This is a genomic window from Bacteroides gallinaceum (genome assembly GCF_030373775.1).
Lineage (GTDB): Bacteria > Bacteroidota > Bacteroidia > Bacteroidales > Bacteroidaceae > Phocaeicola > Phocaeicola excrementipullorum.
The window spans coordinates 45,980-72,236 of record NZ_JAUDEN010000001.1 but is presented as its reverse complement, the minus strand read 5'-3'; the positions used below and the strand labels follow the sequence as shown (position 1 = coordinate 72,236).

General features: G+C 51.2%; 22 protein-coding genes. 8 read left to right on the top strand and 14 right to left on the bottom strand.

Annotated features, from left to right (window positions below; translation table 11 throughout):
- Positions 1-7: 7 nt before the first annotated feature.
- From QUW60_RS00275 to QUW60_RS00260, 4 genes are all read right to left on the bottom strand, one after another.
- The gene (locus QUW60_RS00275; protein ID WP_258338225.1) at positions 8-571 is read right to left on the bottom strand and encodes an anthranilate synthase component II; all 564 of its coding nucleotides are present in this window, start codon (positions 569-571) and stop codon (positions 8-10) included.
- Positions 572-589: 18 nt separating this feature from the next.
- Positions 590-1,990, bottom strand: coding sequence for an anthranilate synthase component I family protein (locus QUW60_RS00270; RefSeq protein WP_289558003.1), 1,401 nt, complete (start codon positions 1,988-1,990; stop codon positions 590-592).
- A gap of 43 nt (positions 1,991-2,033) precedes the next feature.
- The gene (trpB, locus tag QUW60_RS00265) at positions 2,034-3,215 is read right to left on the bottom strand and encodes a tryptophan synthase subunit beta (protein ID WP_258338227.1); all 1,182 of its coding nucleotides are present in this window, start codon (positions 3,213-3,215) and stop codon (positions 2,034-2,036) included.
- Between the two features lie 98 nt (positions 3,216-3,313).
- Positions 3,314-3,766, bottom strand: coding sequence for a hypothetical protein (locus tag QUW60_RS00260; RefSeq protein WP_289558002.1), 453 nt, complete (start codon positions 3,764-3,766; stop codon positions 3,314-3,316).
- Between the two features lie 114 nt (positions 3,767-3,880).
- Between QUW60_RS00260 and QUW60_RS00255 the strand changes: the two genes are divergently transcribed.
- Positions 3,881-4,597 carry a DNA alkylation repair protein gene (locus QUW60_RS00255; RefSeq protein ID WP_258338229.1) on the top strand — a complete coding sequence of 239 codons (717 nt, stop codon included), beginning with the start codon at positions 3,881-3,883 and terminating at the stop codon, positions 4,595-4,597.
- A gap of 101 nt (positions 4,598-4,698) precedes the next feature.
- Here the strand turns inward: QUW60_RS00255 and QUW60_RS00250 are convergent, their stop codons facing one another.
- Positions 4,699-4,902, bottom strand: coding sequence for a FeoB-associated Cys-rich membrane protein (locus tag QUW60_RS00250; RefSeq protein WP_258338230.1), 204 nt, complete (start codon positions 4,900-4,902; stop codon positions 4,699-4,701).
- Positions 4,903-4,914: 12 nt separating this feature from the next.
- The gene (feoB, locus tag QUW60_RS00245) at positions 4,915-7,389 is read right to left on the bottom strand and encodes a ferrous iron transport protein B (RefSeq protein WP_258338231.1); all 2,475 of its coding nucleotides are present in this window, start codon (positions 7,387-7,389) and stop codon (positions 4,915-4,917) included.
- Positions 7,390-7,535: 146 nt separating this feature from the next.
- On the opposite strand from feoB, the gene tilS reads away from it, so the two are divergent.
- The 5 genes from tilS (at position 7,536) to QUW60_RS00220 (ending at position 15,155) form a co-directional block, all read left to right on the top strand.
- Positions 7,536-8,819: a tRNA lysidine(34) synthetase TilS gene (gene tilS / locus QUW60_RS00240; RefSeq protein ID WP_289558000.1), complete on the top strand. Its 1,284-nt coding sequence runs from the start codon at positions 7,536-7,538 to the stop codon at positions 8,817-8,819.
- 117 nt (positions 8,820-8,936) lie between these two features.
- Positions 8,937-9,113 (top strand): Hc1-related histone H1-like protein, encoded by a 177-nt coding sequence (locus QUW60_RS00235; RefSeq protein WP_258338233.1) that lies wholly within the window; start codon positions 8,937-8,939, stop codon positions 9,111-9,113.
- A gap of 211 nt (positions 9,114-9,324) precedes the next feature.
- Positions 9,325-13,725 (top strand): DUF5113 domain-containing protein, encoded by a 4,401-nt coding sequence (locus tag QUW60_RS00230; protein WP_289557999.1) that lies wholly within the window; start codon positions 9,325-9,327, stop codon positions 13,723-13,725.
- A 22-nt stretch (positions 13,726-13,747) separates the two neighbouring features.
- Positions 13,748-14,470 carry a DUF5932 domain-containing protein gene (locus QUW60_RS00225; RefSeq protein WP_258338235.1) on the top strand — a complete coding sequence of 241 codons (723 nt, stop codon included), beginning with the start codon at positions 13,748-13,750 and terminating at the stop codon, positions 14,468-14,470.
- Positions 14,463-15,155 carry an AbgT family transporter gene (locus tag QUW60_RS00220; protein ID WP_289557998.1) on the top strand — a complete coding sequence of 231 codons (693 nt, stop codon included), beginning with the start codon at positions 14,463-14,465 and terminating at the stop codon, positions 15,153-15,155. The genes QUW60_RS00225 and QUW60_RS00220 overlap by 8 nt, the downstream gene beginning before the upstream one ends.
- A gap of 218 nt (positions 15,156-15,373) precedes the next feature.
- On the opposite strand, the gene prmA is transcribed toward QUW60_RS00220, so the two are convergent.
- Positions 15,374-16,237, bottom strand: a complete 864-nt coding sequence (gene prmA, locus QUW60_RS00215; RefSeq protein ID WP_258338237.1) for a 50S ribosomal protein L11 methyltransferase — start codon at positions 16,235-16,237, stop codon at positions 15,374-15,376.
- Positions 16,238-16,421: 184 nt separating this feature from the next.
- Here prmA and QUW60_RS00210 point away from each other — a divergent pair, with 184 nt between their 5' ends.
- Together QUW60_RS00210 and QUW60_RS00205 are read left to right on the top strand one after the other, a co-directional pair.
- A complete protein-coding gene (locus tag QUW60_RS00210) occupies positions 16,422-17,693 on the top strand; it encodes a hypothetical protein (RefSeq protein WP_289558175.1) in 1,272 nt (423 codons plus the stop codon).
- 37 nt (positions 17,694-17,730) lie between these two features.
- Positions 17,731-19,371 (top strand): OmpP1/FadL family transporter, encoded by a 1,641-nt coding sequence (locus QUW60_RS00205; RefSeq protein ID WP_289557997.1) that lies wholly within the window; start codon positions 17,731-17,733, stop codon positions 19,369-19,371.
- Between the two features lie 90 nt (positions 19,372-19,461).
- On the opposite strand, the gene QUW60_RS00200 is transcribed toward QUW60_RS00205, so the two are convergent.
- The 7 genes from QUW60_RS00200 to QUW60_RS00170 form a co-directional block, all read right to left on the bottom strand.
- Positions 19,462-20,451 (bottom strand): Gfo/Idh/MocA family protein, encoded by a 990-nt coding sequence (locus QUW60_RS00200; protein ID WP_258338239.1) that lies wholly within the window; start codon positions 20,449-20,451, stop codon positions 19,462-19,464.
- Positions 20,452-20,463: 12 nt separating this feature from the next.
- Positions 20,464-21,288, bottom strand: coding sequence for a transporter substrate-binding domain-containing protein (locus tag QUW60_RS00195; RefSeq protein ID WP_258338240.1), 825 nt, complete (start codon positions 21,286-21,288; stop codon positions 20,464-20,466).
- A 21-nt stretch (positions 21,289-21,309) separates the two neighbouring features.
- Complete coding sequence (locus QUW60_RS00190) at positions 21,310-23,403, bottom strand: putative porin (protein ID WP_289557995.1); 2,094 nt, start codon at positions 23,401-23,403, stop codon at positions 21,310-21,312.
- Positions 23,404-23,620: 217 nt separating this feature from the next.
- Complete coding sequence (locus QUW60_RS00185) at positions 23,621-24,169, bottom strand: 2-oxoacid:ferredoxin oxidoreductase subunit gamma family protein (RefSeq protein WP_289557994.1); 549 nt, start codon at positions 24,167-24,169, stop codon at positions 23,621-23,623.
- A 12-nt stretch (positions 24,170-24,181) separates the two neighbouring features.
- A complete protein-coding gene (locus tag QUW60_RS00180) occupies positions 24,182-24,955 on the bottom strand; it encodes a thiamine pyrophosphate-dependent enzyme (RefSeq protein WP_289557992.1) in 774 nt (257 codons plus the stop codon).
- Positions 24,952-25,161 (bottom strand): hypothetical protein, encoded by a 210-nt coding sequence (locus QUW60_RS00175; RefSeq protein ID WP_258338244.1) that lies wholly within the window; start codon positions 25,159-25,161, stop codon positions 24,952-24,954. The genes QUW60_RS00180 and QUW60_RS00175 overlap by 4 nt, the downstream gene beginning before the upstream one ends.
- 1 nt (position 25,162) lies before the next feature.
- Positions 25,163-26,248 (bottom strand): 3-methyl-2-oxobutanoate dehydrogenase subunit VorB, encoded by a 1,086-nt coding sequence (locus QUW60_RS00170; RefSeq protein WP_258338245.1) that lies wholly within the window; start codon positions 26,246-26,248, stop codon positions 25,163-25,165.
- Positions 26,249-26,257: the final 9 nt, after the last annotated feature.

The window sequence follows — 26,257 nt, the reverse complement described above, 5'->3', positions numbered from 1 at the left end:
TATCTGTTTAGTGGTTTATCCAATTGCGGAGCATTTGTTTTCCGTCGGGAGTAAGGATTGATTCGGGATGAAACTGGATGCCCCGCACGTCCAGTTCTTTGTGCCGGAGAGCCATGATGTGCCCTTCGCTGCTGACGGCAGTCACTTCGAGGCATTCCGGGAAGCCGTCCGTGTCGACTACCCACGAATGGTACCGTCCCACGCTTATCTCACGGGGGAGTCCCGCAAAAATAGGGTCGTCGGCTACGATCGAGATTCGGCTTTGTATGCCGTGATAAACGCTCTTTAGGTTGGTGAGCCTGCCTCCGAATACTTCTCCGATAGCCTGTTCGCCAAGACACACTCCGAGGATCGGCTTTTTTCCGGCGTATGTGCGGATTACATCAAGCAGTTTTCCGGCTTCTTCCGGCACCCCCGGTCCCGGCGAGAGCAGAATCCTGTCGTATTTTCCGAGCTCGTCCATCTCAAACCGGTCGTTGCGCACTACGGTGACTGTTGCTCCCAATTCTTTTACCAGATGACTCAAGTTGTATGTAAACGAGTCGTAATTGTCTATGATTACAATATTCATGATGTAGTTTGCTTTTTGTTACAGCTGTTCGGCAAGAAAGATAGCCTTTCTCAGTGCCGCCAGCTTGTTGTTAACTTCCTGCAGTTCGTTTTCTTCATTGCTTTTGGCCACGATTCCGCCTCCGGCCTGAAACCAAAGTTCGTTGTTGCGGCTTACGAAAGTGCGGATGGTGATGGCCTGGTTGAGCGATCCGTCGAATCCGATAAATCCGATGCATCCGCCGTATGCGCCGCGGTTGTGCGGCTCCATTTCGCTGATGAGCTGCATGGCTTTTACTTTCGGCGCTCCGCTCAGCGTGCCGGCCGGAAACGTGTCGACGAATGTCTTGATGGGATCTGCCCCCTCGTTCAGTTCTCCGCTTACCCGGCTTACCAGGTGGATGACATGACTGTAATATTGGGCTTCCTTGTAGAAATCCAGGTGTACGTCGTGGCAGTTGCGGCTCAGGTCGTTACGCGCAAGGTCTACCAGCATCACGTGTTCGGCGTTTTCTTTCGGGTCTTTCAGCAGCTGTTCCGCCAGTATCCTGTCTTTTTCCTTATCTCCGTTTCTTCTTACGGTGCCGGCGATGGGGTCGATGGTTGCGTGGCGGCCTTCAATCCGGCAATGCGTTTCGGGCGAAGAGCCGAAGATGCGGAAGCCCCCAAAGTCGAAATAAAACAGATAGGGCGAAGGGTTGATGCTTCTCAATGCACGGTAGAGTTGGAAGTCGTCCCCTTCGTAGCGCTGGACGAACCGCCGTGAAAGAACGATTTGGAATACATCTCCACGCAGACAGTGTCCGATGCCCCTGCGTATGTTTGCTTTGTGCTCTTCGTCGGTCAGCGTACTGGTGACGGGACCTGTGGCGCGAAACTGATAGGTGGTGTAGTTGCGGTTTTCAATCGCTTTCTTCACCTCCTCGATATGGTCGGGTTCGTTTTCGTTCTGCATCTCCACCAGGGTCATTTCGCTTGTGAAGTCGTTGAATACGATCAGGTATTTATAGAGGATGTAGAGCATGTCCGGCGCATCGTTCTTGCTGTCTTTGCTGTCTTTGATGGGGATGTGCTCGAAATAGCGGATGGCGTTGAACGTGGTATATCCGTAAAGTCCGCAGTATCGTGCGTATTCTCCTTCTACCTTGAAGCGCGAGAGGAACTTGCTGATGGCGTTTTCGGGTCTGAACGATTCGGTGAGATCCAGTTCTTCCCTCGATCGGTCGGGGTAGACCATTACGGCTTTCCCGTGGCCCACAGACACGCTTGCTATCGGGTCGAGTCCGATGAACGATCGGTTGTTTTCAGATCCGTGGTAGTCGGAGCTTTCCATCAGGGCACTTTGCGGAAACAGGTCGCGCAGTTTCAGATAAGTGGTTACCGGCGTATGCAGGTCGCCGAGAATCAGTTTGTATTTTGTATGGTAGTGAAATGTTTTCATGTCCTTATGTATGTGATAAGTGATGTTTGAAGCTTATGTCTTTTCATTGCATGAACTTCAGGTAAGTGTCTATGTCCTTGTCGCCCCGGCCGGAAACCGTGAGCACCACAATGTCTTCGGGCTTGAAGTTCACCTTTTCGAGCGCGCCTAGGGCATGTGCCGATTCGAGTGCAGGTATGATTCCTTCAAGGCGGGTCAGTTCGAATGCGGCGCGGACGGCCTCGTCATCGTTGACGGCAAGAACTGTAGCCCGGTGCTGTCTGGCCAGATTTGCGTGCATCGGACCCACGCCCGGATAATCCAGTCCTGCGGAAATGGAGTAAGGTTCCAGAATCTGTCCGTCTTCGTCCTGCATTACCAGCGTGCGCGAGCCGTGGATGATTCCCGGCAGTCCGGCCTGGATGGTTGCGGCAGACAGTCCCGTTCCGATTCCTTTCCCGCCTGCTTCGGCAAGCACTATTTTCACCCTTTCGTCATCGATGTAGTGGTAGACGGTTCCCGCTGCGTTGCTTCCCCCTCCGATACAGGCAATCAGGTAGTCGGGATAGTCGCGCCCTTCATGCTCGGCAAGCTGCCTTCTGATCTCCTTGCTTATGACCGACTGCAGCCGGGCCACCATATCGGGGTAAGGATGAGGCCCCACGGTAGAGCCGATGATATAGTATGTGTCGGCCGGATGACAGCACCAGTCGCGTATGGCTTCGTTGGTGGCATCCTTGAGTGTCATGTTTCCGCAAGTCACCGGCACCACTTTCGCTCCCAGCATCTTCATCCGCTGCACGTTTACATACTGGCGTTCCACATCGGTCTTTCCCATGTATACCACACATTCCATGCCCAGCAGGGCGCATACCGTCGCCGTTGCCACTCCGTGCTGTCCGGCTCCCGTTTCGGCGATGATCCGATTCTTTCCCATGCGCTGCGCGATGAGTGCCTGTCCGATGGCGTTGTTGATTTTGTGCGCTCCCGTGTGGTTCAGGTCCTCGCGTTTCAGGTAGATCCGGCAGCCGTATTTTTCAGACAGCCTTTTGGCGAGGTAGAGCGGGGAAGGACGCCCCACGTAGTCGCGGAGCAGCGTGTCGAACTCCTGTTTGAAGCCGTCGCTTTCCATGATGCGCAGGTACGAGTTTCTCAGCTCTTCCACGCAGCGGTGGAGTATTTCGGGGATGAATGCTCCGCCGAACTCTCCGTAGTAGCCTTCTTGATTCACTTGATAAGTCTTCATGATGTTTTTGTATTTTAGTGTGATTAACTGATTTGTCTGGGGATAAAACAAAAAGGGCTGCCGTAAAGTACGACAGCCCTTTTGCTATATGGTTTGCTCTATTTGGATGGTAACATATACACGCGACTGGTTTCCCTTACGACTTTGGAAGTTGCAAGAGGCGCCACCAGAAGAATGTATTTACCATTGTATGTAACATAGCGTTGTATTATCTGTTGTTTTATTGCCGGATTGTTCCGGTTTGTTTCTATACGCTTGCAAATATACGGATAAATTTGAATAGCCAAAACTTTTTTTCTGTTTTTTTGCCGGAAATCTTGCATCTCTTGTTTTTCTGTTGCAGGGAGAGGACTGTGTGCCTCCGTCGGCCGGAGGCTTTGCGGCACTGCCGGCGAATGTGACGGAAAGGTGGCCTTGCGGGACAAAATCTGTATCTCCAGCCTAAAGATATAAATCTCCAGGCTGGAGATGCCAATCTTTAGATTAAAGATGTATGTCTTCAGGCTGGAGGTGAAGAATCTGCCGGGCATTCGCCGGTCTGTTTCCTTCATGTGCCGTGCGCGATGTCCCGCATGGTTCAATCGTTTGCAAATTTTAGTCTGCGGACAATTGCCGTTTGCATAAAAAACAATAACTTCACCCCCGTTTTTTATTGATGGCGTAAAATGGACGATTTGAAAATAAATGACCTTACGGTGCGGGAGCATCTGCTGCGGCTGGCGGCGGAAGGAAACCGCAAATTCACGGAAAGCCTGCATCCGGGCGTTGAGCATATATTAGGTATCCGTGTGCCCGATCTGAGAAACCTGGCCAGGCAGATTGCCAAAAACGACTGGGAACTGTTTCTGGAGAGAGCCGACAATGATTATCTGGAGGAAAGGATGCTTCAGGGGCTGGTGCTCGGTTACATCAAGCCCGATGACGACATCGAGGCATATCTTCATCGGGTGACAAAGTTTGTGTGGGTAATCGAAAGCTGGTCGGAATGCGATGTCTTTCAGTTTGCCGGAGGAAAGGCTTATTTCAGGAAACACCAGGAGCGCATATGGGAATATCTGAAAGAGTGGCTGAAATCGTCGCGGGAGTTTGAGGTGCGTTTCGGTGTCGTGCGCATGATGGAATATTATGTCGACGGGGATCATCTGGATGAAATGTTTGCCTGCTTCGAGCAGATCCGGCAAGAAGGATACTACGTGAAGATGGGAGTGGCATGGGCGCTTTCGGTATGTTTCGTCAAGTTTCCGGAACGGACGATGGAATATCTGAAACATTCTTCGCTGGACAGCGACACTTATAATAAGACATTGCGGAAGATTATCGAGTCGAACCGCGTTCCGGCGGATACGAAAGATCTGATAAGAAAAATGAAGAGGGTGGGCTGAAACGGATTTTCAGGCACAAAGACACGAAGCCGGAAAAGTGCTGTATGCCTTGAATCCGGCATCCTTTTCTGCGGCTTCGTGTTTCAGTGCCTGCCGTTTGTTCATTGGCGCGCTTTCTTCTGTGCGCCTGTCTTTTTGAGTCTGTCGTCACTGCATCCCCGGGATGCGTGCGGGCAGCCTGCGCATCCGTATCCGCAACCCGGATCCTTGCTCTTTTTTCTGAACAGAATCTTGATGTAGTGCCGGAACGCGAATATCACGCATCCGGCAACTATTATATATACCAGTATGTCTTGTAAGTCCATAAGCTTTTCGGTTTAGAACAGGCTGCCTATCTGATAGACAGCGAATGAAACGATCCAGGCAAGAGCCGTGGTATAGAGGGCGGCGAAGGCTGCCCATTTCCAGCTTCCCGATTCCTGCCTGATGGCCGCTATTGTGGCGATGCAGGGGAAGTAAATCAGCACGAACAGCATGTAGCCGTAGGCGGCCAGCGGTGTGATGGGGATGCGTTCGGACAGGTTGATGTTCTCTACATCGTCTTCATTGGTGTAAAGCACGCTCAGTGTGCTTACGACCAGCTCCTTCGCGCCGACTCCCGAAAGGATTCCGATTCCCATCTTCCAGTCGAAGCCGAGCGGCTCGATGGCCGGTTCGATAGCTTTTCCCAAACGTCCGATATACGAGTTTTCCTGCTGTTCGGCGGTTGTGGCGTATGCCTCATGGTTCGGATAGTATCCCAGGAACCAGATGATGATGGAAGCGATCATGATGATGCCTCCCATTTTCTTGAGGTATTGCTTGCCTTTGTCCCAGGTGTGGCGTGCCACAACTTTGGCGGTCGGCATCCGGTAGGGCGGAAGTTCCATCACAAACGGACTGTCGTCGCCTTTCACGATGAATCTGGTGAAGACGCGCGCCATGAGTACGGCCAGCAGGATGCCGATGGCATAGATGGAAAGAAGCACCAGACTGGCTTTGGAGGGGAAGAACGCGCCGATCAGGACCAGATAGATGGGCAGACGGGCGCTGCACGACATCAGCGGGTTGATGAGCATTGTGACCAGCCGTGCCTTGCGGCTCTCTATGATGCGCGAGGCCATGATTGCAGGAACGTTGCATCCGAAGCCCATGATGAGCGGAATGAACGACTTTCCGTGAAGTCCCATCTTGTGCATGATTTTATCCATGATGAAGGCCGCGCGCGCCATGTAGCCCGAATCTTCCATGAACGAGATGAAGAGGTAGAGCAGCAGGATGTTCGGAAGGAACACGATGACGCCTCCCACACCGCCGATGATGCCGTCGATTACCAGATCTTTCAGCGGTCCGGGCGACATGAAGTGCTCTACTCCTGTCCCGATCAGTTCCACCAGCCATTCGATCCATGCCTGCGGATAGGCTCCGAGCACGAAGGTGGCTTCGAACATGATGTACAGAAAGATGAAGAATATGGGGAATCCCCAGATGCGGTGAGTGACAATGCTGTCGACCACACGGGTGAACGCTTCGGTGTTTGTGTTGGTCTCGGTATAGGTTTCTTTCAGCGCGCCCGAGATGAATGCATACTTGGCATCGGTGATTGCCTGCTCGCTGTCTTCGTTCACAGCCCGCTTCAGCCGCTCCGCTTCCTTGTCGCGCACAGCCAGGATATCCTTGCCGTTTGGCAGCGGGGCTACAACCCTGCTCTCGATGTCCTTGTCGTTTTCCAGGAGCTTGATGGCAAGGAACCGGGTGGAATACTCATGGCGGATATTGTCGTTCTTGCATATTTCCTTTTTCACGGCGTCGATGCTCGCTTCGATTTCCGGCCCGTGGTTGATGTGGATGTGGCGGATGAAGCTCTGGTGGGCGAAAGGGTCTTCCTCTTTCGGGCCTTCATACTTGTGTCCCTGCACGCACTGGTCGTGCCATTCGCGGAACTCGCGCAGCACTTCGTTCTTTATTTCCTTCTTCTGCCCCATGAAGTCGGCTCCTTCATAAAGCCCGATGATGACGTGGAAAAGGTTGTCAACGCCTCTGCCTGTACGGCTGACGGTGGGCACGATAGGCACGCCGAGCAGTTCGCTCAGCCCGTGTATGTTGAGCTTGTTCCCGCTGTGTTCCAGCGCGTCATACATGTTCAGCGCGATAACCATCCGCACGTTCATGTCGATGAGCTGTGTGGTAAGATACAAGTTCCGTTCCAGATTTCCCGCGTCTACGACATTGATGATGACATCGGGGGTTTCTTCTATTATATGCTTCCTGACGTAAAGTTCCTCAGGACTGTAGGCCGAAAGCGAATAGGTGCCCGGCAGGTCTACCAGGCGGAAGTGGTAGCCTTGGAAATCGAAGTGCCCTTCTTTGGCATCGACGGTTACCCCGCTGTAGTTCCCTACGTGTTCGTGTCCTCCCGAGGCAACGTTGAACAGTGAAGTCTTTCCGCAGTTCGGGTTTCCCACCAGTGCCACGTTGATGGTGCGCCGTTTGCCCCGGGCAAGACGCCTCATCGTTTCTTCCGGCACCGGTGTGTTCTGGGTGATCGGCTTCAGAAATGTGTCTTCGTTGTTTTGCGTGCGCGCTTCTTCTTCGCTTACGACTTCAATCATGGCGGCTTCCTGACGCCGGAGCGACACTTCGTAGCCCATGATTTTGTATTTTACGGGATCTTTCAGCGGGGCGTTGAGTATGACTTCTACCGTTTTTCCCTTGATGAATCCCATTTCAATGATGCGCCGGCGAAAGCCTCCGTGACCGAGCACTTTGACAATCATTCCTTTCTGGCCGGTTTCTAATTCAGACAATCTCATGTTTTATTTTTTTAGTTTGGTGCAAAAATAGATTATTGTATCGGTTCATGCAAATTATTTAGATTGTTTTTAAATAAAAGCGGTCCGGTTGCAAGAATCGTTTTTCCCGGACGGCAATTGTGGAGGGAAATTTATATGTTTGCATTATGTTTGAACAAAAAGTAAGTGCATTCATACAAGAAAAGCGCTTGTTCGGTAAAAGCGACAAGGTGCTTGTGGCGTTGAGCGGCGGGGCCGACTCGGTAGCGCTGCTTCGTGTCCTGCTTCGTCTGGGCTATCATTGCGAGGCTGCGCATTGCAATTTCCATCTTCGCGGGGAAGAATCTGTGCGCGATGAGAAGTTTGTCGTTTCGCTGGCTGAAGATTTGGGAGTAAAGCTCCACAAGACAGATTTCGATACGGCGGGCTATGCCTCTGATAAGGGGATATCCGTTGAAATGGCCGCACGTGACTTGCGCTATGCGTGGTTTGCCCGTGTGTCGGAAGCTGTGGATGCGAAAGTGGTTGCGGTGGCTCATCACCGGAATGACAGCGTGGAAACTTTTTTGATGAATCTGGTCAGAGGCACGGGAATAGACGGCTTGCTGGGGATTCGTGCGGTGAACGGAAAGGTGGTCCGTCCGCTGCTTTGCGTGGATAGGGAAGATATATTGGATTATCTGAAATATCTCGGTCAGGATTACGTGACTGACAGTACGAATCTTCAGAGCGAGTTTACGCGCAACAAGCTCCGGCTGGAGGTGATTCCGCTGCTTGAGTCTGTCAATCCGTCGGTTGTCGAAAGCATATCCCGAACGGCTTCTCGGCTGGAGGAAGTGGCTGAAGTGTATCATCGGGCGGTGGCCGAAGCCGCAGAGCGTGTGCTGGCAGGAGAAAACATGCTTGACGGAGCTGTTTTGCTGCGTGAGCCTGCCCCCAGATCCGTCTTGCATGAAGTGCTGTATCCGCTGGGGGTAAACGCTTCGCAGCTGGATGATATTTTTTGTTGCCTCCGGCTGGGTGAGTCGGGCAGAATGTTTGAAACTTCCGGGTATGTGTTGGTGACAGATCATGGGAATCTTCGGTGGAGGGTGCGCCAGGGAGATGAACGCATGTTTGTGCTGCGGCATGAGATTATATTGACTGAGGCTCCTTTTGATGTGCCGAAGGACAGAGCGGTGGCTTATCTGGATGCTGACAAGGCCGGAGATGAATTGCTCCTGCGCAAGTGGCGTTCGGGCGACAAGTTCGTTCCGTTCGGCATGAAGGGCTTCAAGTCCGTGAGAAACTATCTGCGGGATTGCAAGAAGTCGCTTTTCGACAAGGAACGGCAGATGGTTGTTTGTGCGGGAAAAGATATTGTATGGCTGGTGGGAGAACGTGCCGACAACCGGTTCAGAGTGACTCCGGAAACACGTAGAATTTTGAAAATGTGGGTGGAACTTGGTTGATTTGTACAAAAAGAAAATGATTGTATTAAAAGATGCAAAAAAAGCTGGCGGAAATATTCAGTTTGAAGCAAATGTGTTTACATTTGAATATGTTTAATTTAAAACGAAAATAAGATTATGAATGAAATTGTTGCAAAAATCAAAGAATTGTATGATTCAATGATGACAGATGCAGATCTGCAGATTGAAAAGGGAAACAAAGCTGCAGGAACTCGTGCACGCAAGGCATCTTTGGAGTTGGAAAAGGCTTTGAAGGAATTCAGAAAGGTTTCTTTGGACGAATCAAAGAAATAAGACTCGTGGTGCATTTTTGTGCAAGAGAAGGAATTGCAGACTTGTTGGTAAAAACATGAAGCAACTCCTTCTTTTTATATATGTGTCTGAAACGGACTGTCTGCATCGGCTGGGAAGAATTTCTTTCAAGCCGTTTTTTATTTTTTAAAGAGGAAAGCGTTTCTTTTTGGCCGGAACTTCCTACATTTGTATAAATGTTTTTATCTGGACGATGGTTTTATATGATTTGAAAGACGGTATCGGTTGGGTAGCATGGCTCTGGATGCTGGTGCTGGCCTCATGCAAGCCTTCTGCCAGCCGACTGAACGACGAAAAGGTCGATTCGCTGAATTGTCTTTCATATGAAATGCGCTATAAGAACCTTGAAGAAGCTTCCCGTCTGGCGGACCAGGCATGGAAGCTGGCCGTAGAGGGAGGATCTGCAAAGAAGGCGGAGGCCTTGAACAACCGCGCTTTCTGCGCATTCATGCGGATGGATTTCGAACGCGCCGCTTCGCTTTACAAACGTGCGACTGATGCAGGAAGAAATGAAATAGAGCGTCTGGTCGCAGATGTGGGAATGATGAAAATCTGCCAGCGTACTTCGATGAACAAAGAGTTCTATGATTATAGAAACAGTGCGCTTAATCGCATCCGGCGCATTCGGGAGGAAGGCAGGCTTCAGGATGAGAGATTGCAGAAACGTTTCGATTATGCTCTGTCCGAATTCTATATCGTTTCAGGAGTCTATTATTATTATCTGGACCAGGAAGCCGAGGCTTTGGCTTCCATTGATTCCATTCCGCTCAGCTCGTTGCGCAACGACCGAGGGCAATGGCTGTATTATATGTATATGCGAGGGTCGGGAGGAATGTATCAGGCACCGACACGTGAAGAAACGGTACTTGGAGAGTTCTCGTATCTTGTAGAATGTTTGCAGGCAAGCTCTGATAGCGGTTATATTTACTTTGAAGCCAATGCGTTGCAGGCTATGGCCGAGATGCTCAACTTCAGGAGGAACCGGCAGTTGTTGGTCCGGGAAAGGGCGGGACTGCTGCGTATGGTCAACCCGGAAGAACTCTCCGTCGATAGCTTGCCTTTGCGTTTTGCCCGTCATGCCCTGAAGCTTTTCAAGGAGTATGGCGACTGGTATCAGATATCGGGGACATACCGCACGATTGCCACTTATTACAATTATTCGGGACAGTCGGAAAAGGCGCTTCCCAATTTGCAGACAGCATTGGATTATGTGAACCTCCATCATGAGAGGTATTATCATTGTGAGGATACAACCGACCGCCTGCGTACCTTTATTCCCAATGCGGCTTCTTCGATCGAGCTGAAGTGGATTAATGAGGAGGGAATCAAGACTGTTCCGGAATGGGTCGCACGATTGCGTGAACAGTTGAGCCGGAGCTATTCGGCCTTGGGCATGAAGGCCGAGTCTGACTATAACCGGAATATTTATCTGGATATTCTTGACTATACCCGTCAGGACAAGGAACTTGAAAGCCGTTACGTCGCGCTGGAGCGTGAGGGAAGGCAGTTGAATGTGCTTCTGGTTATGGTTATCGGCGGGCTGTTCGCGTTTGCCTGCCTGTTTGTGGTGCTTAACCGTTATTGGAGGAAGAAGAATCTTGCTTATGTGGAAAGGCTGAAGCAGGTGCTTTTGCTTTGCCAGCATATTACAGGCTCTGTTCCTGCCGATGCTGTATCGCAGGACGAGGTGGCTTTGGCTGTGTCTGAAACATTGCGGAAAGGTCTGGATGCGATGTTCGGAGTGTCTGACTTGCAGATATGTCTTGCAGATATGGACGGTGAAGAGGCTGTCCCGGACGATGACAGGACAGTTCGTTCGTTCGCTTTGGTTTCTCCGGGAAAGACAGTTCAGGTAGGAACGTTGCGGCTCTTTCTTTCTGCCGCACTGCATAAAGAGGATATGGCTTTGTTGAATCTGCTTCTGCCTTATGTGGCGTGGACCATTGAAAACGGATTGAATCTTGTTTCGCTTGACGATGAGAAGAAACAGCTCGAGAAAGAGCAGTATATCCACAGACAGCATCTGATTGACAACAAATGCAGAAATGAAGTGAAGAAGGCTTGCCTTTCGATCGTAACGGGCATACTTCCGTTTATAGACCGGATGGTGAACGAGATCCGGAAACTTCGGACAGAGGCATTTCGGCAGAATGATGAGGTCAGCCGGATGAGGCTGGACTATATAGGCGAACTGGCTGATAAGATCAATGAATACAACGATATTCTGGCTTTGTGGATTAAACTGCGCCAGGGAACGCTGAGTCTGAAGATTGAGAATTTCGCCTTGCGGGATTTGTTTGCCGTGGCAGCCAAGGGACGGCGTTCGTTTGAAATGAAACATCTGCAGCTTGTTGTAAAGGATACGGATGCCGTTGTAAAGGCAGACAAGGCCTTGACATTGTTCATGATCAATACCTTGGCGGACAATGCCCGGAAATATACGCAGGAGGGAGGACACGTTGAACTTAAAGCGGACGAGGGCGAAAACTATGTGGAAGTGTCGGTTACCGATGACGGCCCCGGACTTTCTGAGAGTGACATCCATCGGATTCTCGATGAGAAGGTTTATGATTCAAGTGTTATAGGCATGGATACGGCGTCGGACGTGTCGCAGCTTCACAAGCAGAAAGGCCATGGGTTCGGCTTGATGAACTGCAAGGGCATAATCGAGAAGTACCGCAAGACGAATAAGGTGTTTGATGTGTGCCTGTTCCGCATTGAAAGTGCTCCGGGAAAGGGAAGCCGTTTTTACTTTCGTTTGCCGAAGGGAATCAGCCGCGCGCTGTTGGCTGCAGGTATGGTTTGTGCTGTAGGGCTGGGAGCTTGTTCCAAGGCTACGTCGGGAACTGTTTCGGCCGCCGCGGATCCATTGCATGTGTCGCATTATGACAGCCTGCTTGCGATAGCTAATGATTACGCCAACTGGGTGTACGACTGCAATGTGAACGGGGACTACCAGACTGCCATCCGGCTGGCCGACAGTGTGCTGTACTTTATGAACACGCACTATCTGGAATATTCGGGGCGGAAATCGCCTTTGCTGTCTTTGTACGATACGGATGAAGCGGGTGAACTTACGTGGCTTGCCAACCGTTTTGATACGGATTATTATATATTGCTTGATGTGCGGAATGAAGCGGCGGTCGCTTCTTTGGCATTGAAGGATTTTCGTCGTTACCGTTATAACAATGCGGCTTACGTTTCGCTTTACAAGCGTTTGAGCCGTGATTCGTCATTAGAGGAATACTGTCTTCAGATGCGTCAGTCGGCAGGAAACAAACTGATAGCCTTGTCGATATTCGTCATCATCGTTCTGGGGTGCTTCATCGCCTATTATGTGCTGTATTTCCGCCGCCGTTTCCGCTACCGTTACAATATGGAGCAGGTTTTTGCCGTAAACAAGGCAGTGTTTTCCGCTTCGCTGAATGCCGAAGGAAATAATGTCGCTTCTGATGTGCTGGATGCGATGTTTGTTGAAATGAATGAATTGCTTCCGCTGGAGAATCTGGCCTTGGCTGTAATGGATGAAGAAACTCACAGTCTGAGATTTACGTGCCGCCAGAAGGCGGACGGTGAGGACTGGGAGGAATATTTGCGGAAATGCTACGAGACGGGCAAGCCATCATGGGTCAGAGAAGGCGGTTGGAGCTGCCTGCCTTTGTGGATAGAGGCCGGAGGCGACTCGCGCTGTATCGGCGTGCTGGCTTTGAAGGCCGAACGTTCCGATATCCGTGAAGAAGACAGGCTGCTGGTTGAACTGGTCTGCAATTATCTGGCAGTCATCTTGTATAATACCATAGTGCAGGTCAGCCGCAAGTGCCGCGACATCGAACTGGCTCAAGATGAGGCCCGACGGGTTCTTTTTGAAGAAAACCAGCTTCACGTTCAGAATATGGTGCTTGATAATTGCCTTTCTACAATCAAACACGAAACGGTTTATTATCCGAATCGTATCTTGCAGATGGTAAACCGCTTGGGCGAAATGGACGGAATGGAGAAGAAGGCGGTGCTGGATGATATGGCGGAGCTGGTGGAATATTATAAAGATATCTTTACGCTGCTGGCATCGTGTGCCGCCCGCCAGTTGGAAGAAGTGACTTTCCGGCGTATGGAAGTTGACATGAAAGCGTTGGCTGACGAGGGAATGAAATACTTCAGCAAGCTGATGCGTAAGCAGGATTTTGCCGTGGAGCTGACGGTTGAATCGCAACCTCTTTGCGCTACAGGTGATCCCGTGCTGTTGCTCTTCCTCCTGCAAAACCTGATAGACGAAGCCGTGCGCGTGCGGATGCCGGGGCATCTGAAACTGATAATCCGTCAGGATGGCGATTTCGTGCGGACTGACTTTATCGACAGCCGGCGCGAGATGACTCCGGAAGAACTGAACGGTCTTTTTTATCCCGACAAACGGAGAATGTGCGGCGGAGCCGATGGGATGACTTTGACCGGGACAGAATACCTTGTTTGCAAGCAGATTGTTCGTGATCATGATGAGTTTGCAGGAAAGAGAGGCTGCCGTATAAACGCTTGTCGGGCAGAGGGCGGTGGATTTGCAGTATGGTTCACTGTACCATTCCGAAGGAAGAACAAATGAAAACAGACAGAATTTGCATAATATGGATAAATTTAAAGTGATTATTGTTGAAGACGTAAAACTCGAATTGAAAGGAACTGAAGAGATTTTTCGTCATGAGATACCCAATGCTGAAGTTATAGGGACAGCTATGACCGAAGCAGAGTTCTGGACGCTGCTTGAAGCGAAGACGCCCGATATGGTGTTGCTCGATCTTGGACTGGGAGGCTCGACTACAATCGGTGTTGAAATATGCTCCCGTCTGCATCGGGAACGTCCGGAACTGAAAGTGCTTATCTTTACGGGCGAGGTGCTCAATGAGAAACTTTGGGTCGACGCGCTTAATGCAGGGGCGGTGGGTATCATCCTGAAAACCGGCGAACTGCTTACAGCAACCGATGTGCAGGCTGTTATGGACGGCAAACGCTTGGTATTCAATTATCCGATTCTTGAGAAGATCGTAGAGCGTTTCAAGCAGACGGTTGAAGCGGAACAGCGCAGGCAGGAAGCGATTGTGGATTATGATATCGACGAATATGACGAACGCCTGCTTCGTCATCTGGCATTGGGGTATACGAAAGAAATGATCACAAACCTCAAAGGCATGCCGTTTGGGGTCAAGTCGATAGAGAAGCGTCAGAACGAGCTTGTCAACCGCCTGTTCAAGCCCAGCGAACGTACTGGCGTAAATGCCTGCCGGCTGGTGACACGGGCCTTCGAACTACGTATTTTGGATATCGATAACCTGGAGCCTGACGATGAATAGAAAATCCTTGTTGCATCCGGCCGCTTGCTTTTTCCTGCTCACGGTGCTTGCTGCGTTTATGTCGTGGGTAGGCACTGTTTACGAGTGGGAGGGGGTGAAAAGTCTGTTCAGCGGCGAAGGCCTGCGCTGGATGCTTCATTATGCGGGCAAGCTTTATGTCTGTTCGGAGGTTGTTCCTGTCGTGCTGGTCCTGTTTCTCGGCTGCGGCTTGTTCTTTCATTCCGGTCTTTGGAGAATCTGCCTGAAGTTTTTTAGGCATAAAGCTTCTGTTTCGCATAAGGAACGTCATGCCTTGTTTGTGTCTGTGTCTTTTTTCCTTGTTTATTTTTGTGCGCTTGCTGTTCTTGCGTGGGGACCGTGGAATCTGGTGCGGAGCGTGAGCGGCACGCTTTCCGGGTCGTCGTTCGAGGAGGGCATCTGGTGTCTGATATCATTGGGAATTGGCCTGGCATCGGTTGTTTACGGTTTCTCTTCCGACACTTATGTGTCCGACCGTGATATTGTCCGGGGCATGGCTTTTCTGTTTGCGCGGAAGGCCTCATACTTTGTCACTTTGTATTTTGTCCTTCTGTTTTTTGCCTGTCTGGACTATTCCGGCATGGCAAGAGCTGCCGGGGTGTCCGATGATGTGACGGAAGGTCTGTGCTGGATTGTCTGCATATTGCTGTTGGGGAGGAGCGGTTGACGCGCTTTTGTTGGTTACGAGATGACAGTTTCCGGATTTCGTTTAAAGACGGCGGAAAATGAATGGTTGCACATCAGATTCTGTATCTCCAGCCTAGAGATACAAATCCCCAGCCTGAAGATACACGTCTTTAGGCTAAAGATGCATATCTCCAGGCTGGAGATGAATGTATTTACGCCTCCGCCAGCGTATTTCACTGGCGGAAGAGGCTGTTTCTGTCAGCCGGCGGAACCGGGGTTTTTCATGACCAGCTTCACTGCGGCCCAGTTGCGCTTCTCGCGGTGGTGCACGAACTCCATTCCAAGGCTTTCTCCTTTTTCGCGGATGGCAGGGATGTCTTCCACATAGAAGCCGCTCATGTAGATTTCAGAGCCTGGATGCATGCAGGCGGCATAGGCCGGCAGGTCGTTGAGCAGGATGTTCCGGTTGATGTTGGCGATGATCACGTCAAACGGTTTCCGTCCTTTCAGCAGGGATGCGTCCCCCAGTTCTACCGTAATGTTTGAGATGCGGTTCAGGGCGATGTTGTCGCGCGAGTTGTTCACACACCAGTCGTCGATGTCGATGGCGGTTACGGGATCGGCCCCTCTCATGCTGGCAAGTATGGCGAGGATGGAAGTTCCGCACCCCATGTCGAGCACCGATTTTCCGCTGAGGTCTGCGTCCAGCAGCTCGGCTATGATGGAGCTGGTGGTTTCGTGGTGTCCTGTGCCGAAAGCCATCTGCGGGTTGATGACAATGTCATATTCCGCCTTCGGATAATCTTTGTGGAAAGTGCTGTGGATGACGCACCGGTCGCTGATGACAATCGGCTGGAAGAAATTCTTTTCCCATTCCTCGTTCCAGTCCTTGTCTTCCGGTTCGTCGATGGTATAGGTGATTGCCGTGCCGGGAATGGGAAAGTTTCCTACGGTCTGCTTCAGCGTGTCTTCGTCGAACAATGCCTGCTGTATATAGGCCTTCATGCCCTTTTCGCATTCAACAAAACTCTCGAATCCGATGTCGGCTGCAAGTGCCGACAGTACATCGGTGGCCGTTTCACTGTACGGCTGCACATTAAAGGTTACTTCAAAATATTTCATACGTATATCGCGGGTTTAGTGTGGCGGAACATGGTTCCGCCGGATCGTTGTTTGTCCGTGCACAAAGATACAGCTTTTAGGGAAATCCCTATGCGGAAATAGGGATTTCCTGCTTGCAGACTCCGAATAACTTCCTAAATTTGTATCAGAATAAAAAGGGGAATTATAAAATTAAGGCGATATGATGAAAAGTAGAATATTTGCTTCGCTGCTGTTGGCCGGCTTTCCGTGGCTGGTGATGGCTCAGAGTAACGACGACCTTTATTTCGTTCCGAAAAAGAAGACGGAAGCGAAGAAGGAAGCCGCCGCTCCGGTTGAGAGGACGGTGGCGGTTCCGAAACAGTCGTCGAACACAACTGTGTATGCGGCTCCGGGATCTACGGTTGTAGTGAAGGATGCTGCTGGAAAGATGCGCGATGTAGACGAGTACAACCGGCGTTATACTTCGCGCGACAATACGTTCAGCTATCGGAATGATACCTTATATATCGAGGAGAAGCCCGTTGGCGAGCGTGGAGAATGGGTGAACGGTTTCGAAGGTTCGCAGGATGACTATGAATATGCCATGCGGATCGTCCGCTTCCGCAGCCCGGCGTATGCCATTCCGGTCAGCAGTCCGCTGTACTGGGACGTGGTATACGGCGCTTTCCCTTCGTGGGACTGGAACGTATACGATGACGGGCTTTATGCTTATGTATTCCCGACCTATTCCAATCCGCTGTGGTGGGACTGGCGCTGGAACTGGAGCATAGCCGGTCCGCGCTGGGGCTGGGGGTGGAGCTGGTACTCTCCGTGGTATTACAGCAGCTGGTATTCTCCATACTGGTACGGCGGCTATTGGGGCGGCTGGTACGGCGGCTGGTATGCAGGCTACTGGGGCGGCTGGCATCACCATCACTATCCTTATTACGGATGGGGAGGCGGCTGGCGCGGAGACTACACCGACTACCGTCCGTCAAGGTATCAGCGGGCTGGAACTTCGGTGACGCGCCGTTCTTCAGGTGGAACTGTCTACGGCGTGCGTCGCCCTTCGGAAAATATCGCTTTGGGTCGGGGCGCTTCTTCCGTGCGCCGTTCTTCAATAGGACGCGTCGTGCAGGGATCGTCTGGAACAAGGGGTGAGGTGAATTCCGTGCGTTCAGGAAGAACTGCCATTCGCGGACGGGGAGAAACGGTTACGGGAACACGTGCCGGATCGCGTTCACAGGGCGTATATACGCGTCCGAGTATGGGAGTGGACCGCAGCGGCTCTACTTATAACCGTCCGAGCAGCACCCGTCGCAGCGTAAATTACGGGAATCAGAGGAATTATAACACGAATACACGCAGCAGTTATCAGAACACTTCCCGTTCCAGCAGTTTCAGCCGGGGCAGCGGCAGTAGCTTCAGTCGTGGTTCTGGCGGAGGCGGAAGCGTAACTCGCTCTTCAGGCGGCGGAGGCGGCCGCAGAAGATGACGTGCATAATGAATGAACTGAAAAAACATGGAAGAAAATGAAAAATAGAATATATTCTTTGGGAGTGGCCTTCATGGCGGTATCGTCCGCCATGGCCCAAACTCAATATGATGCGGCCCGTATTTCGGGATCTGAGTTGAACGGTACTGCGCGTTTTGTCGGCATGGGCGGGGCAATGGGTGCTCTGGGAGCGGACATTTCTGTGATAGGGACAAATCCGGCAGGTATCGGCCTGTTCAGAAGCCACGATGTGTCTGTGTCGTTCGGGTTCAATAAAAATATGACCGAGAGCACCTTGGAAGGTACGGTGCTGAAAGATGACCGCACACGTGCCTCGTTTGATCAGGCCGGCATCGTATACAGCTCGAAGATAGGCAACAAGACCAGCCTGCGTTATCTGAACTTTGCTTTCAATTATCATAAGGTGGCCAACTTCAACCGTCAGTTCTCCTCGGGAGGGAGCTTGAACGGCTCGTCGCTGACATGGCAGATGCAGGATATGATGTTGGGAACGGGGGCATATGCGACACAGGACAGTTACAACGCCCTTCTTGACGCAGAAAACCCCTATACTTCATCTAATTATTATGGCACTCCGTTCCTTGGTTCGATGGGGGTGCGTACCGGTCTGGTGGATGATGTGACAGACGACAGCGGTTTCTATATGATGGGCTGGAACGGTGCCAGCGGCGAGTATTACAGCCGTGAAGAAGGGGGCATCAATGCTTATGACCTGAATGTTTCGTTCAACGTGCAGGACCGTTTCTATTTCGGACTGACATTGGGCATCTATGACATCAACTATAACCGCTATTCGTCGTATTATGAAAATATTCTTGATGACAACGGGAACGATAACGGTGGCTTTACCTTGAATAACTGGTATAGTGCCGACGGAACAGGAGTCGACTTGAAGTTTGGAGCTATTATCCGTCCGTTCGAGTATTCTCCGTTCCGCATCGGTCTGGCAGTGCATACTCCTGTGTGGTATTCTGTGACCGACCGCTATCATGCTTCGTTGAGTACGGATGTGTTGGCTATGCCTCAACCACATACAGAGAATCTTTCGGACTATTTTTCTGGGGGAAGCTATGTGTGGGAGTACCAGATGAATACACCGTGGAAAGTGAATGTAAGCATGGGTACAACCGTCAGTGATGTCTTGGCTATCGGTGCGGAATACGAATATGCGGCATACGGTTCGGTGAAGTTCCAGGATCTGGACAATTATGATCTCACTTCCTCCAATGAAGCTGTAGACAAATACTTGAAGGATACGCATACTTTCCGTGTCGGGATGGAAGCCAAGTTTTCTCCCGCATTCAGTTTCCGTGCAGGGTATAATTATGTGACTTCACCGATTAAGGACAATTCTGCCCGTTATGTTCCGAATCTGGTCACGAACTATGCAGATCAGATTATTTTTGATGAAACACGCACGGATCCGGAGTACCATAATCTGAAGGCACGCAACACTGTGACTTTGGGACTTGGATATAGAGGCTCGGCTTTCTATTGCGATGTGGCATATAGATATGATTTCTATAAGTCGGATTTTTATATGTTTGACGACTATCGCTTTTCCGATGACGGAAACTCGATTGTAGGGCGTAATTCTGCAGCGAAAGTTAACCACAACCGTCATCAGCTGCTGTTTACTTTAGGCGTGCGTTTTTAAGCGAAATACATATTGTAGAAAAGACTGAAGCCGCAAAGTTCAGAAGAGATTCCGGACTTTGCGGCTTTGTTCTTTGGTGCGCCCTGTTTCTTACAGCTTGTTCAGAATGCGGTCCATCACCCAGTTGGTCGGCGTGGCACTGATGCCGTCACACGTGCAGATGGCTTTGCCTTGGAGGTGTTCTACCACCGCTTTGATCAGCGGGAGCTGTACGTGCGGCGGGTTGGGCGGCAGAATCTCTTCACGTCCCCTTTCCGTGTGAAGCGCTATCGGTTCGTAGGTGAAGACAGAGAAGCAGATCATTCCCTTGTCGCCGATTATCTCAATGCGGTCTTCTTTTGCCGATTCATGGGCGACAAAGCACCACGAGCCCGATCCGGGAAGTCCGGAGTCGAACTTGAAGCATGCGCTGATGGTGTCTTCAGCTTCATACAGTCCGCCCCGGTTGCTCTTGTAGCCTTCCGCTTCAAGAATGCAGCCAAACATGTCCTGCAACAAGTCCAGCTGATGAGGGGCAAGGTCGTAGAAGTAACCGCCTCCTGCGATGTCGGGCTGCACGCGCCACGGCAGGTTCGTTTTGTTGTAGTCAAGATCGCGCGGAGGTTGGGCGAAGCGGATCTGTATATTGATTACATTGCCGATTTCTCCTTCCTCAACCAGCTGGCGCACTTTCTGGAAGTAGGGCAGATACCTCCGGTAATACGCCACAAAGCACGGCACGCCCGTTTCCTTGGAGATGCGGTTGATGCGTGTGCAGTCTTCGTAGCTGGCGGCCATCGGCTTTTCGATATACACCGGCTTTCCTGCTTTCATGGCCATGATGGCGAATGTGGCATGCGACGAAGGGGGAGTCGCTATGTAGATTGCGTTTACATTTTCGTCCCCGATAAGTTCCTGGGCATCGGTATACCAGTTTGGGATGTCGTGCCGCATGGCGTACGACTTTACCTTTTCTTCTTCCCGGCTCATCACCGCCACAACCTTCGATCCCTCAATCATGTTGAATGCGGGGCCGCTCTTCTTCTCTGTCACTTCACCGCAGCCGATGAAGCCCCAGTTTACGTTCTCAAGTATTCTCATAGGCCTGAAAGTTTAGTTGAAATATTTTTTGTACAGTTTTTTGTATTTGTCCGTTTTCATGTATCTCTCCAGCCAGTTGTTCAGCGTGTCGAGGAGGACGGGCGAATGCTTGTTTACTCCCCATGCGTAAAACTGGGTGAATCCGATATCTTTGCTGATGTCCAGGTTCGGGAATGCGGCAAGTGAGGCCGAAGCGATGTTTTCGTCGCATACGGCATAGTCGATGTCGCCCGCCGAAACCATTGCCAGCAGCTGTTCGGGACCGTAGTCTTTCACTTGTCTGATATAGATGGTATCCGCGATTTCATTGATGAGGTTATGGATGCGCAGCAGTCCTGGAGAGCCTTCTATGATGTGCAGCGTTTTGTGTCCCAGCTCCAGCTGGCTGTTGATATAGAGGCTGTCTTTTCCTTCTTCTTTCTTCCGCTGCACCAGCACCTGCTTGCTTAGCAGGATGTGTTTTGTGAAAAGCAGCGAGTCTTTGAACTGGGTGGTAACCACCGTTCCTGTTGCCAGAATGTCATATTTCCCTTTGACTATTCCTTCCAGCCTTTCCTCAAAGCTCATTTCCGGAGTAACCGAAAGCTTCAGCTTCTTTTCTTCGGCAAATGCGTTTAGCAGTTCATAGTCGAATCCGTCGATGGTGTCTTTGTCCACGTGGTAGCTGATGGCGTTGTATTCTGTTACGGCGTTCAGTGCTCCCGCTTCCATTATTTCCGGATAATCTCTCGGGGCGGTCTGCTCTTTTGCATCCTTCTTTTCACTGATGAGTCCGCCTATGATGAGCAAGACGACAATTCCGCCTGCTGCCAGATAATATGTGTGTTTCCTTAGCATGAATGTAGAGGGTTGTTGGCGTTAGTCGAAGAAATTCCACGAGATTCCGATTTTCAGGATACGGGGATTCAGCGGATAATGCGGGATATAGAAGTAGCTCTTGTCGCCGTCGCGCTGAAGCAGGTTATACATCTGCACAAAGATTCTTGTCCGTTTCAGGTGCAGGTTGATATATCCGTTAATCATCGGATAAGCTCCCAGCTTGTATCTGGTATCGCGGTTTTGCAGATAGAACTGCCCGATCGCAGGCGCATAGTCGGGCGCATAGTATTGGGTGAAATACCTCAGATCGGCTCCCATTTCTATGTTGAGCACTTTTTTTGCCAGAGCAAACTTGATGTACAGGTTGTGGTAAAGCACGAGTTCCGGCAGCGGGAGCACGTCTGCATTGCTTGTTTTCTGATAGGTCACTTCGTTGTCCAGATGAAGGATTCCCAGCTTAAAGTCCTGCCTCAGGGTTGCGCTGAACACCTGGATGCTTCCCGAATGCTGCCGGACGGCCATGTCATTCTTGTAGCTCACATCTCCGTTCTCGGCGGTGTATTTTACGGAAGCATTGTCCAGGTATGTATAGTTGGTTATGTTTTCCACTCCGGCTTTCAGCTGGGTGCGCCAGTGGTCTATGCTCAGCTTCCCTTCGATGCGGGTGCGCATTATTTTCGACAGGTCATTGTCCCACCAGTAGTGTTTGGAATGGAAATGACGGAAGTAGAAAGTCGGATTCAGGTTTTTGATGTATGCGTTGGCCTCCAGTCTTACAGTGTCGTTGAAGAGGCGGAAATTTAAGTCCCCGTTTCCCTCCACCGTGAACTGTCCGGCATCTTCGCCCAGCATCGCGATTTCTCCTGTCACATTGTAGTGGAAAGTCTTTCCCTGCTGCTTGATCAGCTGTCCGCCGATTGACAGCACATTCTCCTTGTGTGCGGTAGCGATTCGCTGTCTCGGATTTCCGGTGATGGTGTCCGTCATGGTGAAGCTGCGGTGTTCAAAGCTCATGAAAGCGGTAAGCCCTGCTTTTGCCCACTTGTTGAAACCTTCGCGCAGGGCAATCCCCACCGTATTCTTGATGGAGAAATGGCGGGTTACGTCCAATGAGTCGGTTCCCAGATAGTTGTGCTCGAAATAATCGTTGTTCTGGCTTACATCGTATGACACGTATTTTCGGCGGTCTACATCCACCTTGACACTATGGATGAAGCTCGTTACCGGGACAAATACCTGCTTGGTGACCGTATCGTTTTCCTGCGTCACGTCGCGGTAGAACCCCAGGTTGTAGCGGTGTGTCAGAAACGCATGGTAGCCTGTGTTGTTGTTCCAGATGTCAACCAGGTTGGTGGGAATGTTGTAGGTTTCGTATGTGCGTTCCCCTTCTGCCATTTCCAGCGGGTTCGTTACGTATCTGTCGTCCGTTATACCTCCGTTTTCGGCCACCTTCAGGTTTTCGTTGATGAAGTTGAAATGCATTTCGTACTGGTCGCCGTGGTAGTATGCAAAGAGGTTTCCGTTGAAAAGGGCGGTCGACTGGTTCTGATATTTTCCTCGTCCGTACGTATAGTCGATGTCGAATCCGAATCCCAGACGCTTGTTTACGTTTACGGCGAAATAAGCCTTGAACCTTTCTTCTCCATACCTGCCGTCACCCTGCTTGTAGTAAGTGAGGTTGGTGAAGGGCGACTTTGTGTTGGTGTAGATGACGTCGCTCGGCTTGCGTACCGTGAAATCGTACGGGTCATAGAAAAAGAACTGTCCCGGATCCTTGCGTTCGAAGAATACGTGCGAGATGCGCGGCGCTCCCAGGTTTCCCAAAAAAGAATAGTGTCCGGTGGGACCTCCGGTGTCGTTGGTGTTCTGGAATCCGTGCATCAGCGTGTCTACAGGTACGGGTGTCCTTTCTCCGAACCTTTCTTCAATCTTCCATGCGTGAAGTCCGATAGGTATCGTGTTGGCATCTATGACAGAAGTAGTGTCAATAGGATTTCCGTTCCGGTCATACTGGTTGCTGTTGAGGCCGGAAGCAGATGTGCCGTACTGACTGTATTGGTTTTGTATCATGTTCTGCGCAACAAGATTGCCGCACAAGAGGATGAGTATCGCTGCAAAAAGTATCTTTTTCATAACGGGACAAAGATACAATAAAAATGCGAAAAGATAAGAGTGGCAGTCAAAAAACAAGTTAAGCCGGAATGATCGGCCGGATTCTGGCATGGAGCCGCGCTGCGATTGTCAGGCGGCCGTGCGCAGAAACACGGAGCTTCAGGGATTTATGCGGATGAGCATCCGGCATTTTCTCTGCGGCTCCGTGTCTGTTTGCCTTGTCTGCGGTCTGTTTCCTTTATTTTTCCACCTCCCTGATGATGTCCATGCCGATTTTTACGGCCTCTTCATTCATCGGAATCAGGTGGTGGTGTCTTTCGGGAAGCGTCTTGTAGAGTGCTTTGACCACGCTTTCGACAGATACGATCGGACGGATCTTCAGCAGACCGCCCAGCACGATCATGTTGAACGTCTTGGCCATCTTGCGTTCGTTCGCTTCGTCCATGGCGTCAATGCGGAACACGCGGATGTCTTTGCGTGTGGGAGGGTTGATGATTCCGTATCCGTCATATATCAGTACGCCGCCCGGTTTCACCTTGCTCTCGAATTTGGCCAGCGAGGGCTGGTTCAGGATGATTGCGGTGTCGTATTTGCTGAGAATCGGAGAGGAGATGCGCTCGTCGCTTATGATGACGGTCACGTTGGCCGTACCTCCGCGCTGTTCCGGTCCGTATGCCGGCATCCATGTCACCTCCTTGTTTTCCATCAGTCCCGAATAGGCGAGAATCTTTCCCATGGAAAGCACTCCCTGTCCGCCGAAGCCGGCTATGATAATTTCTTCTTTCATACGATTCAGGATTTATTTGGTTTCAGTTGTATCTTTCAAGTCGCCCAGCGGATAGAACGGGAACATGTTCTCTTCCATCCATTTGTTTGCCTTTTCCGGAGTCATCTTCCATCCGGAGCTGCATGTCGAAACGATTTCCACGAGGCTTGAGCCTTTTTTCTGCATCGAGCTTTCGAAAGCTTTGCGGATGGCCTTTTTCGCCTTGCGGATGGCTCCTACCGACTGCACCGACTGGCGGGTCACGTAGCAGGTCCCCTGCAGGGTGGCTGCTATTTCGGTCATCTTCAGCGGATAGCCGTGCACTTCCGGGATGCGTCCGTAAGGGCAGGTTGAAGTCTTCATGCCCAGCAGCGTGGTCGGAGCCATCTGTCCGCCGGTCATTCCGTAGATGGCGTTGTTGATGAAGATGATGGTGATGTTTTCGCCGCGGTTCAGCGCATGGATCGTTTCCGCCGTTCCGATGCAGGCAAGGTCACCGTCGCCCTGGTAGGTGAACACCAGCCGGTCGGGCCACAGGCGTTTGATGGCGGTGGCCAGGGCAGGGGCGCGTCCGTGGGCGGCCTCCTGGCAGTCGATGTCGAGATAGTTGTACATGAACACGGCGCAGCCCACCGGACTGATGCCGACAGCCTTTTCGGCCATCCCCATTTCTTCGATCACTTCCGCAATCAGCTTGTGCACTACTCCGTGGCTGCATCCCGGACAATAGTGCATAGGGTTATCGTTCAGCAGCCGAGGCTTCTGATAAACCAGGTTCTCGGGCTTCATTATATCTTCTTTAGTCATAATGTTCTTCTCCTTCTTCTTTTAATTTTGTCTTTTTGCAAGAAACGCAGTACATACTCTGCCATTTTGATGACGATTGAAACCATACATACATAGATGTACAGGAAAGGATAGTCCTCGCTTGCGGTGAAGAAAAGGACAATGGAGGCGGCGGCTCCGACCATGAACAGAATGTTCAGTATGTTTCTAATCAGTTGGATGTTCATGTCACTGCTTGTTTATCAGTTGGGTCTGGATTGCTTCAATCACCTCGTCCGGATCGGGAACGATGCCGCCCAGACGGCCGAAATGTTCAACCGGAACCTTGCACTCGACGGCCAGCTGCACGTCTTCAATCATCTGTCCGCTGTTGAGTTCCACCACCAGTATGCCTTTCACCTGTCCGGCTCTTTCCTTGATGGCTTTGCCCGGGAAGGGCCAGAGCGTGATGGGGCGGAGCAGTCCTACCTTGATGCCCATTTCGCGTGCGTGCTCCATCGACTTCTGCGCGATGCGCGCGCACGAACCGAAGGCGACGATCAGGTATTCGGCATCTTCGCAGTGGATTTCTTCGTAGCGGGCTTCCTTCTCCTGGATTTCCGCATATTTGGCCTGAAGATGCAGGTTGCGCTGTTCCATCACGGCCGGGTCGAGTTCGAGCGAAGTGATGATGTTCGGCTTGCGTCCCTTGCATCCGGTTGATGCCCACGGGCATTGCGCGATCACTTCCTCTTCGGTGCGGCGCGGGCGGGGTGCCGGAAGCACCACTTTCTCCATCATCTGCCCGATTACTCCGTCGGCAAGGATCATGGCCGGGTTGCGGTATTTGAATGCCAGCTTGAAGGCAAGGTCAACGAAGTCGGCCATTTCCTGCACGGATGCCGGAGCCAGCACGATAAGCCGGTAGTCGCCATGCCCTCCGCCCTTTGTGGCCTGGAAATAGTCGGCCTGGCTTGGCTGGATTGTGCCCAGTCCCGGCCCTCCGCGCATCACGTTCACCACGAGGCAGGGCAGCTCGGCGCCTGCGATGTAGGAGATTCCTTCCTGCTTCAGGCTGACACCCGGACTTGAAGACGAGGTCATTACCATCTTTCCGCTTCCTGCGCCTCCGTATACCATGTTGATTGCCGCAACTTCACTTTCGGCCTGGAGGACGACCATTCCGGTCGTTTCCCACGGCTTCAGCTCGGCAAGAGTTTCCAATACTTCCGATTGGGGAGTGATAGGATATCCGAAGTAACCGTCCACGCCGATGCGTACAGCCGCGTGCGCGATGGCTTCGTTACCTTTCATTAAAACGACTTCTTCTGTCATAGTTCTTTT

Excerpts from the sequence above, each read along its gene's own strand:
- QUW60_RS00220 (WP_289557998.1), top strand. The coding sequence starts at position 14,463 with ATGAATAGAAAATCCTTGTTGCATCCGGCCGCTTGCTTTTTCCTGCTC.
- QUW60_RS00235 (WP_258338233.1), top strand. The coding sequence starts at position 8,937 with ATGAATGAAATTGTTGCAAAAATCAAAGAATTGTATGATTCAATGATG.
- QUW60_RS00180 (WP_289557992.1), bottom strand. The coding sequence starts at position 24,955 with ATGACTAAAGAAGATATAATGAAGCCCGAGAACCTGGTTTATCAGAAG.
- QUW60_RS00225 (WP_258338235.1), top strand. The coding sequence starts at position 13,748 with ATGGATAAATTTAAAGTGATTATTGTTGAAGACGTAAAACTCGAATTG.
- QUW60_RS00185 (WP_289557994.1), bottom strand. The coding sequence starts at position 24,169 with ATGAAAGAAGAAATTATCATAGCCGGCTTCGGCGGACAGGGAGTGCTT.
- feoB (WP_258338231.1), bottom strand. The coding sequence starts at position 7,389 with ATGAGATTGTCTGAATTAGAAACCGGCCAGAAAGGAATGATTGTCAAA.
- prmA (WP_258338237.1), bottom strand. The coding sequence starts at position 16,237 with ATGAAATATTTTGAAGTAACCTTTAATGTGCAGCCGTACAGTGAAACG.
- QUW60_RS00190 (WP_289557995.1), bottom strand. The coding sequence starts at position 23,403 with ATGAAAAAGATACTTTTTGCAGCGATACTCATCCTCTTGTGCGGCAAT.
- tilS (WP_289558000.1), top strand. The coding sequence starts at position 7,536 with ATGTTTGAACAAAAAGTAAGTGCATTCATACAAGAAAAGCGCTTGTTC.
- QUW60_RS00270 (WP_289558003.1), bottom strand. The coding sequence starts at position 1,990 with ATGAAAACATTTCACTACCATACAAAATACAAACTGATTCTCGGCGAC.
- QUW60_RS00170 (WP_258338245.1), bottom strand. The coding sequence starts at position 26,248 with ATGACAGAAGAAGTCGTTTTAATGAAAGGTAACGAAGCCATCGCGCAC.
- QUW60_RS00175 (WP_258338244.1), bottom strand. The coding sequence starts at position 25,161 with ATGAACATCCAACTGATTAGAAACATACTGAACATTCTGTTCATGGTC.
- QUW60_RS00260 (WP_289558002.1), bottom strand. The coding sequence starts at position 3,766 with ATGAAGGAAACAGACCGGCGAATGCCCGGCAGATTCTTCACCTCCAGC.
- QUW60_RS00210 (WP_289558175.1), top strand. The coding sequence starts at position 16,422 with ATGAAAAGTAGAATATTTGCTTCGCTGCTGTTGGCCGGCTTTCCGTGG.
- QUW60_RS00195 (WP_258338240.1), bottom strand. The coding sequence starts at position 21,288 with ATGCTAAGGAAACACACATATTATCTGGCAGCAGGCGGAATTGTCGTC.
- QUW60_RS00275 (WP_258338225.1), bottom strand. The coding sequence starts at position 571 with ATGAATATTGTAATCATAGACAATTACGACTCGTTTACATACAACTTG.
- QUW60_RS00205 (WP_289557997.1), top strand. The coding sequence starts at position 17,731 with ATGAAAAATAGAATATATTCTTTGGGAGTGGCCTTCATGGCGGTATCG.
- QUW60_RS00230 (WP_289557999.1), top strand. The coding sequence starts at position 9,325 with ATGGTTTTATATGATTTGAAAGACGGTATCGGTTGGGTAGCATGGCTC.
- trpB (WP_258338227.1), bottom strand. The coding sequence starts at position 3,215 with ATGAAGACTTATCAAGTGAATCAAGAAGGCTACTACGGAGAGTTCGGC.
- QUW60_RS00255 (WP_258338229.1), top strand. The coding sequence starts at position 3,881 with ATGGACGATTTGAAAATAAATGACCTTACGGTGCGGGAGCATCTGCTG.
- QUW60_RS00250 (WP_258338230.1), bottom strand. The coding sequence starts at position 4,902 with ATGGACTTACAAGACATACTGGTATATATAATAGTTGCCGGATGCGTG.
- QUW60_RS00200 (WP_258338239.1), bottom strand. The coding sequence starts at position 20,451 with ATGAGAATACTTGAGAACGTAAACTGGGGCTTCATCGGCTGCGGTGAA.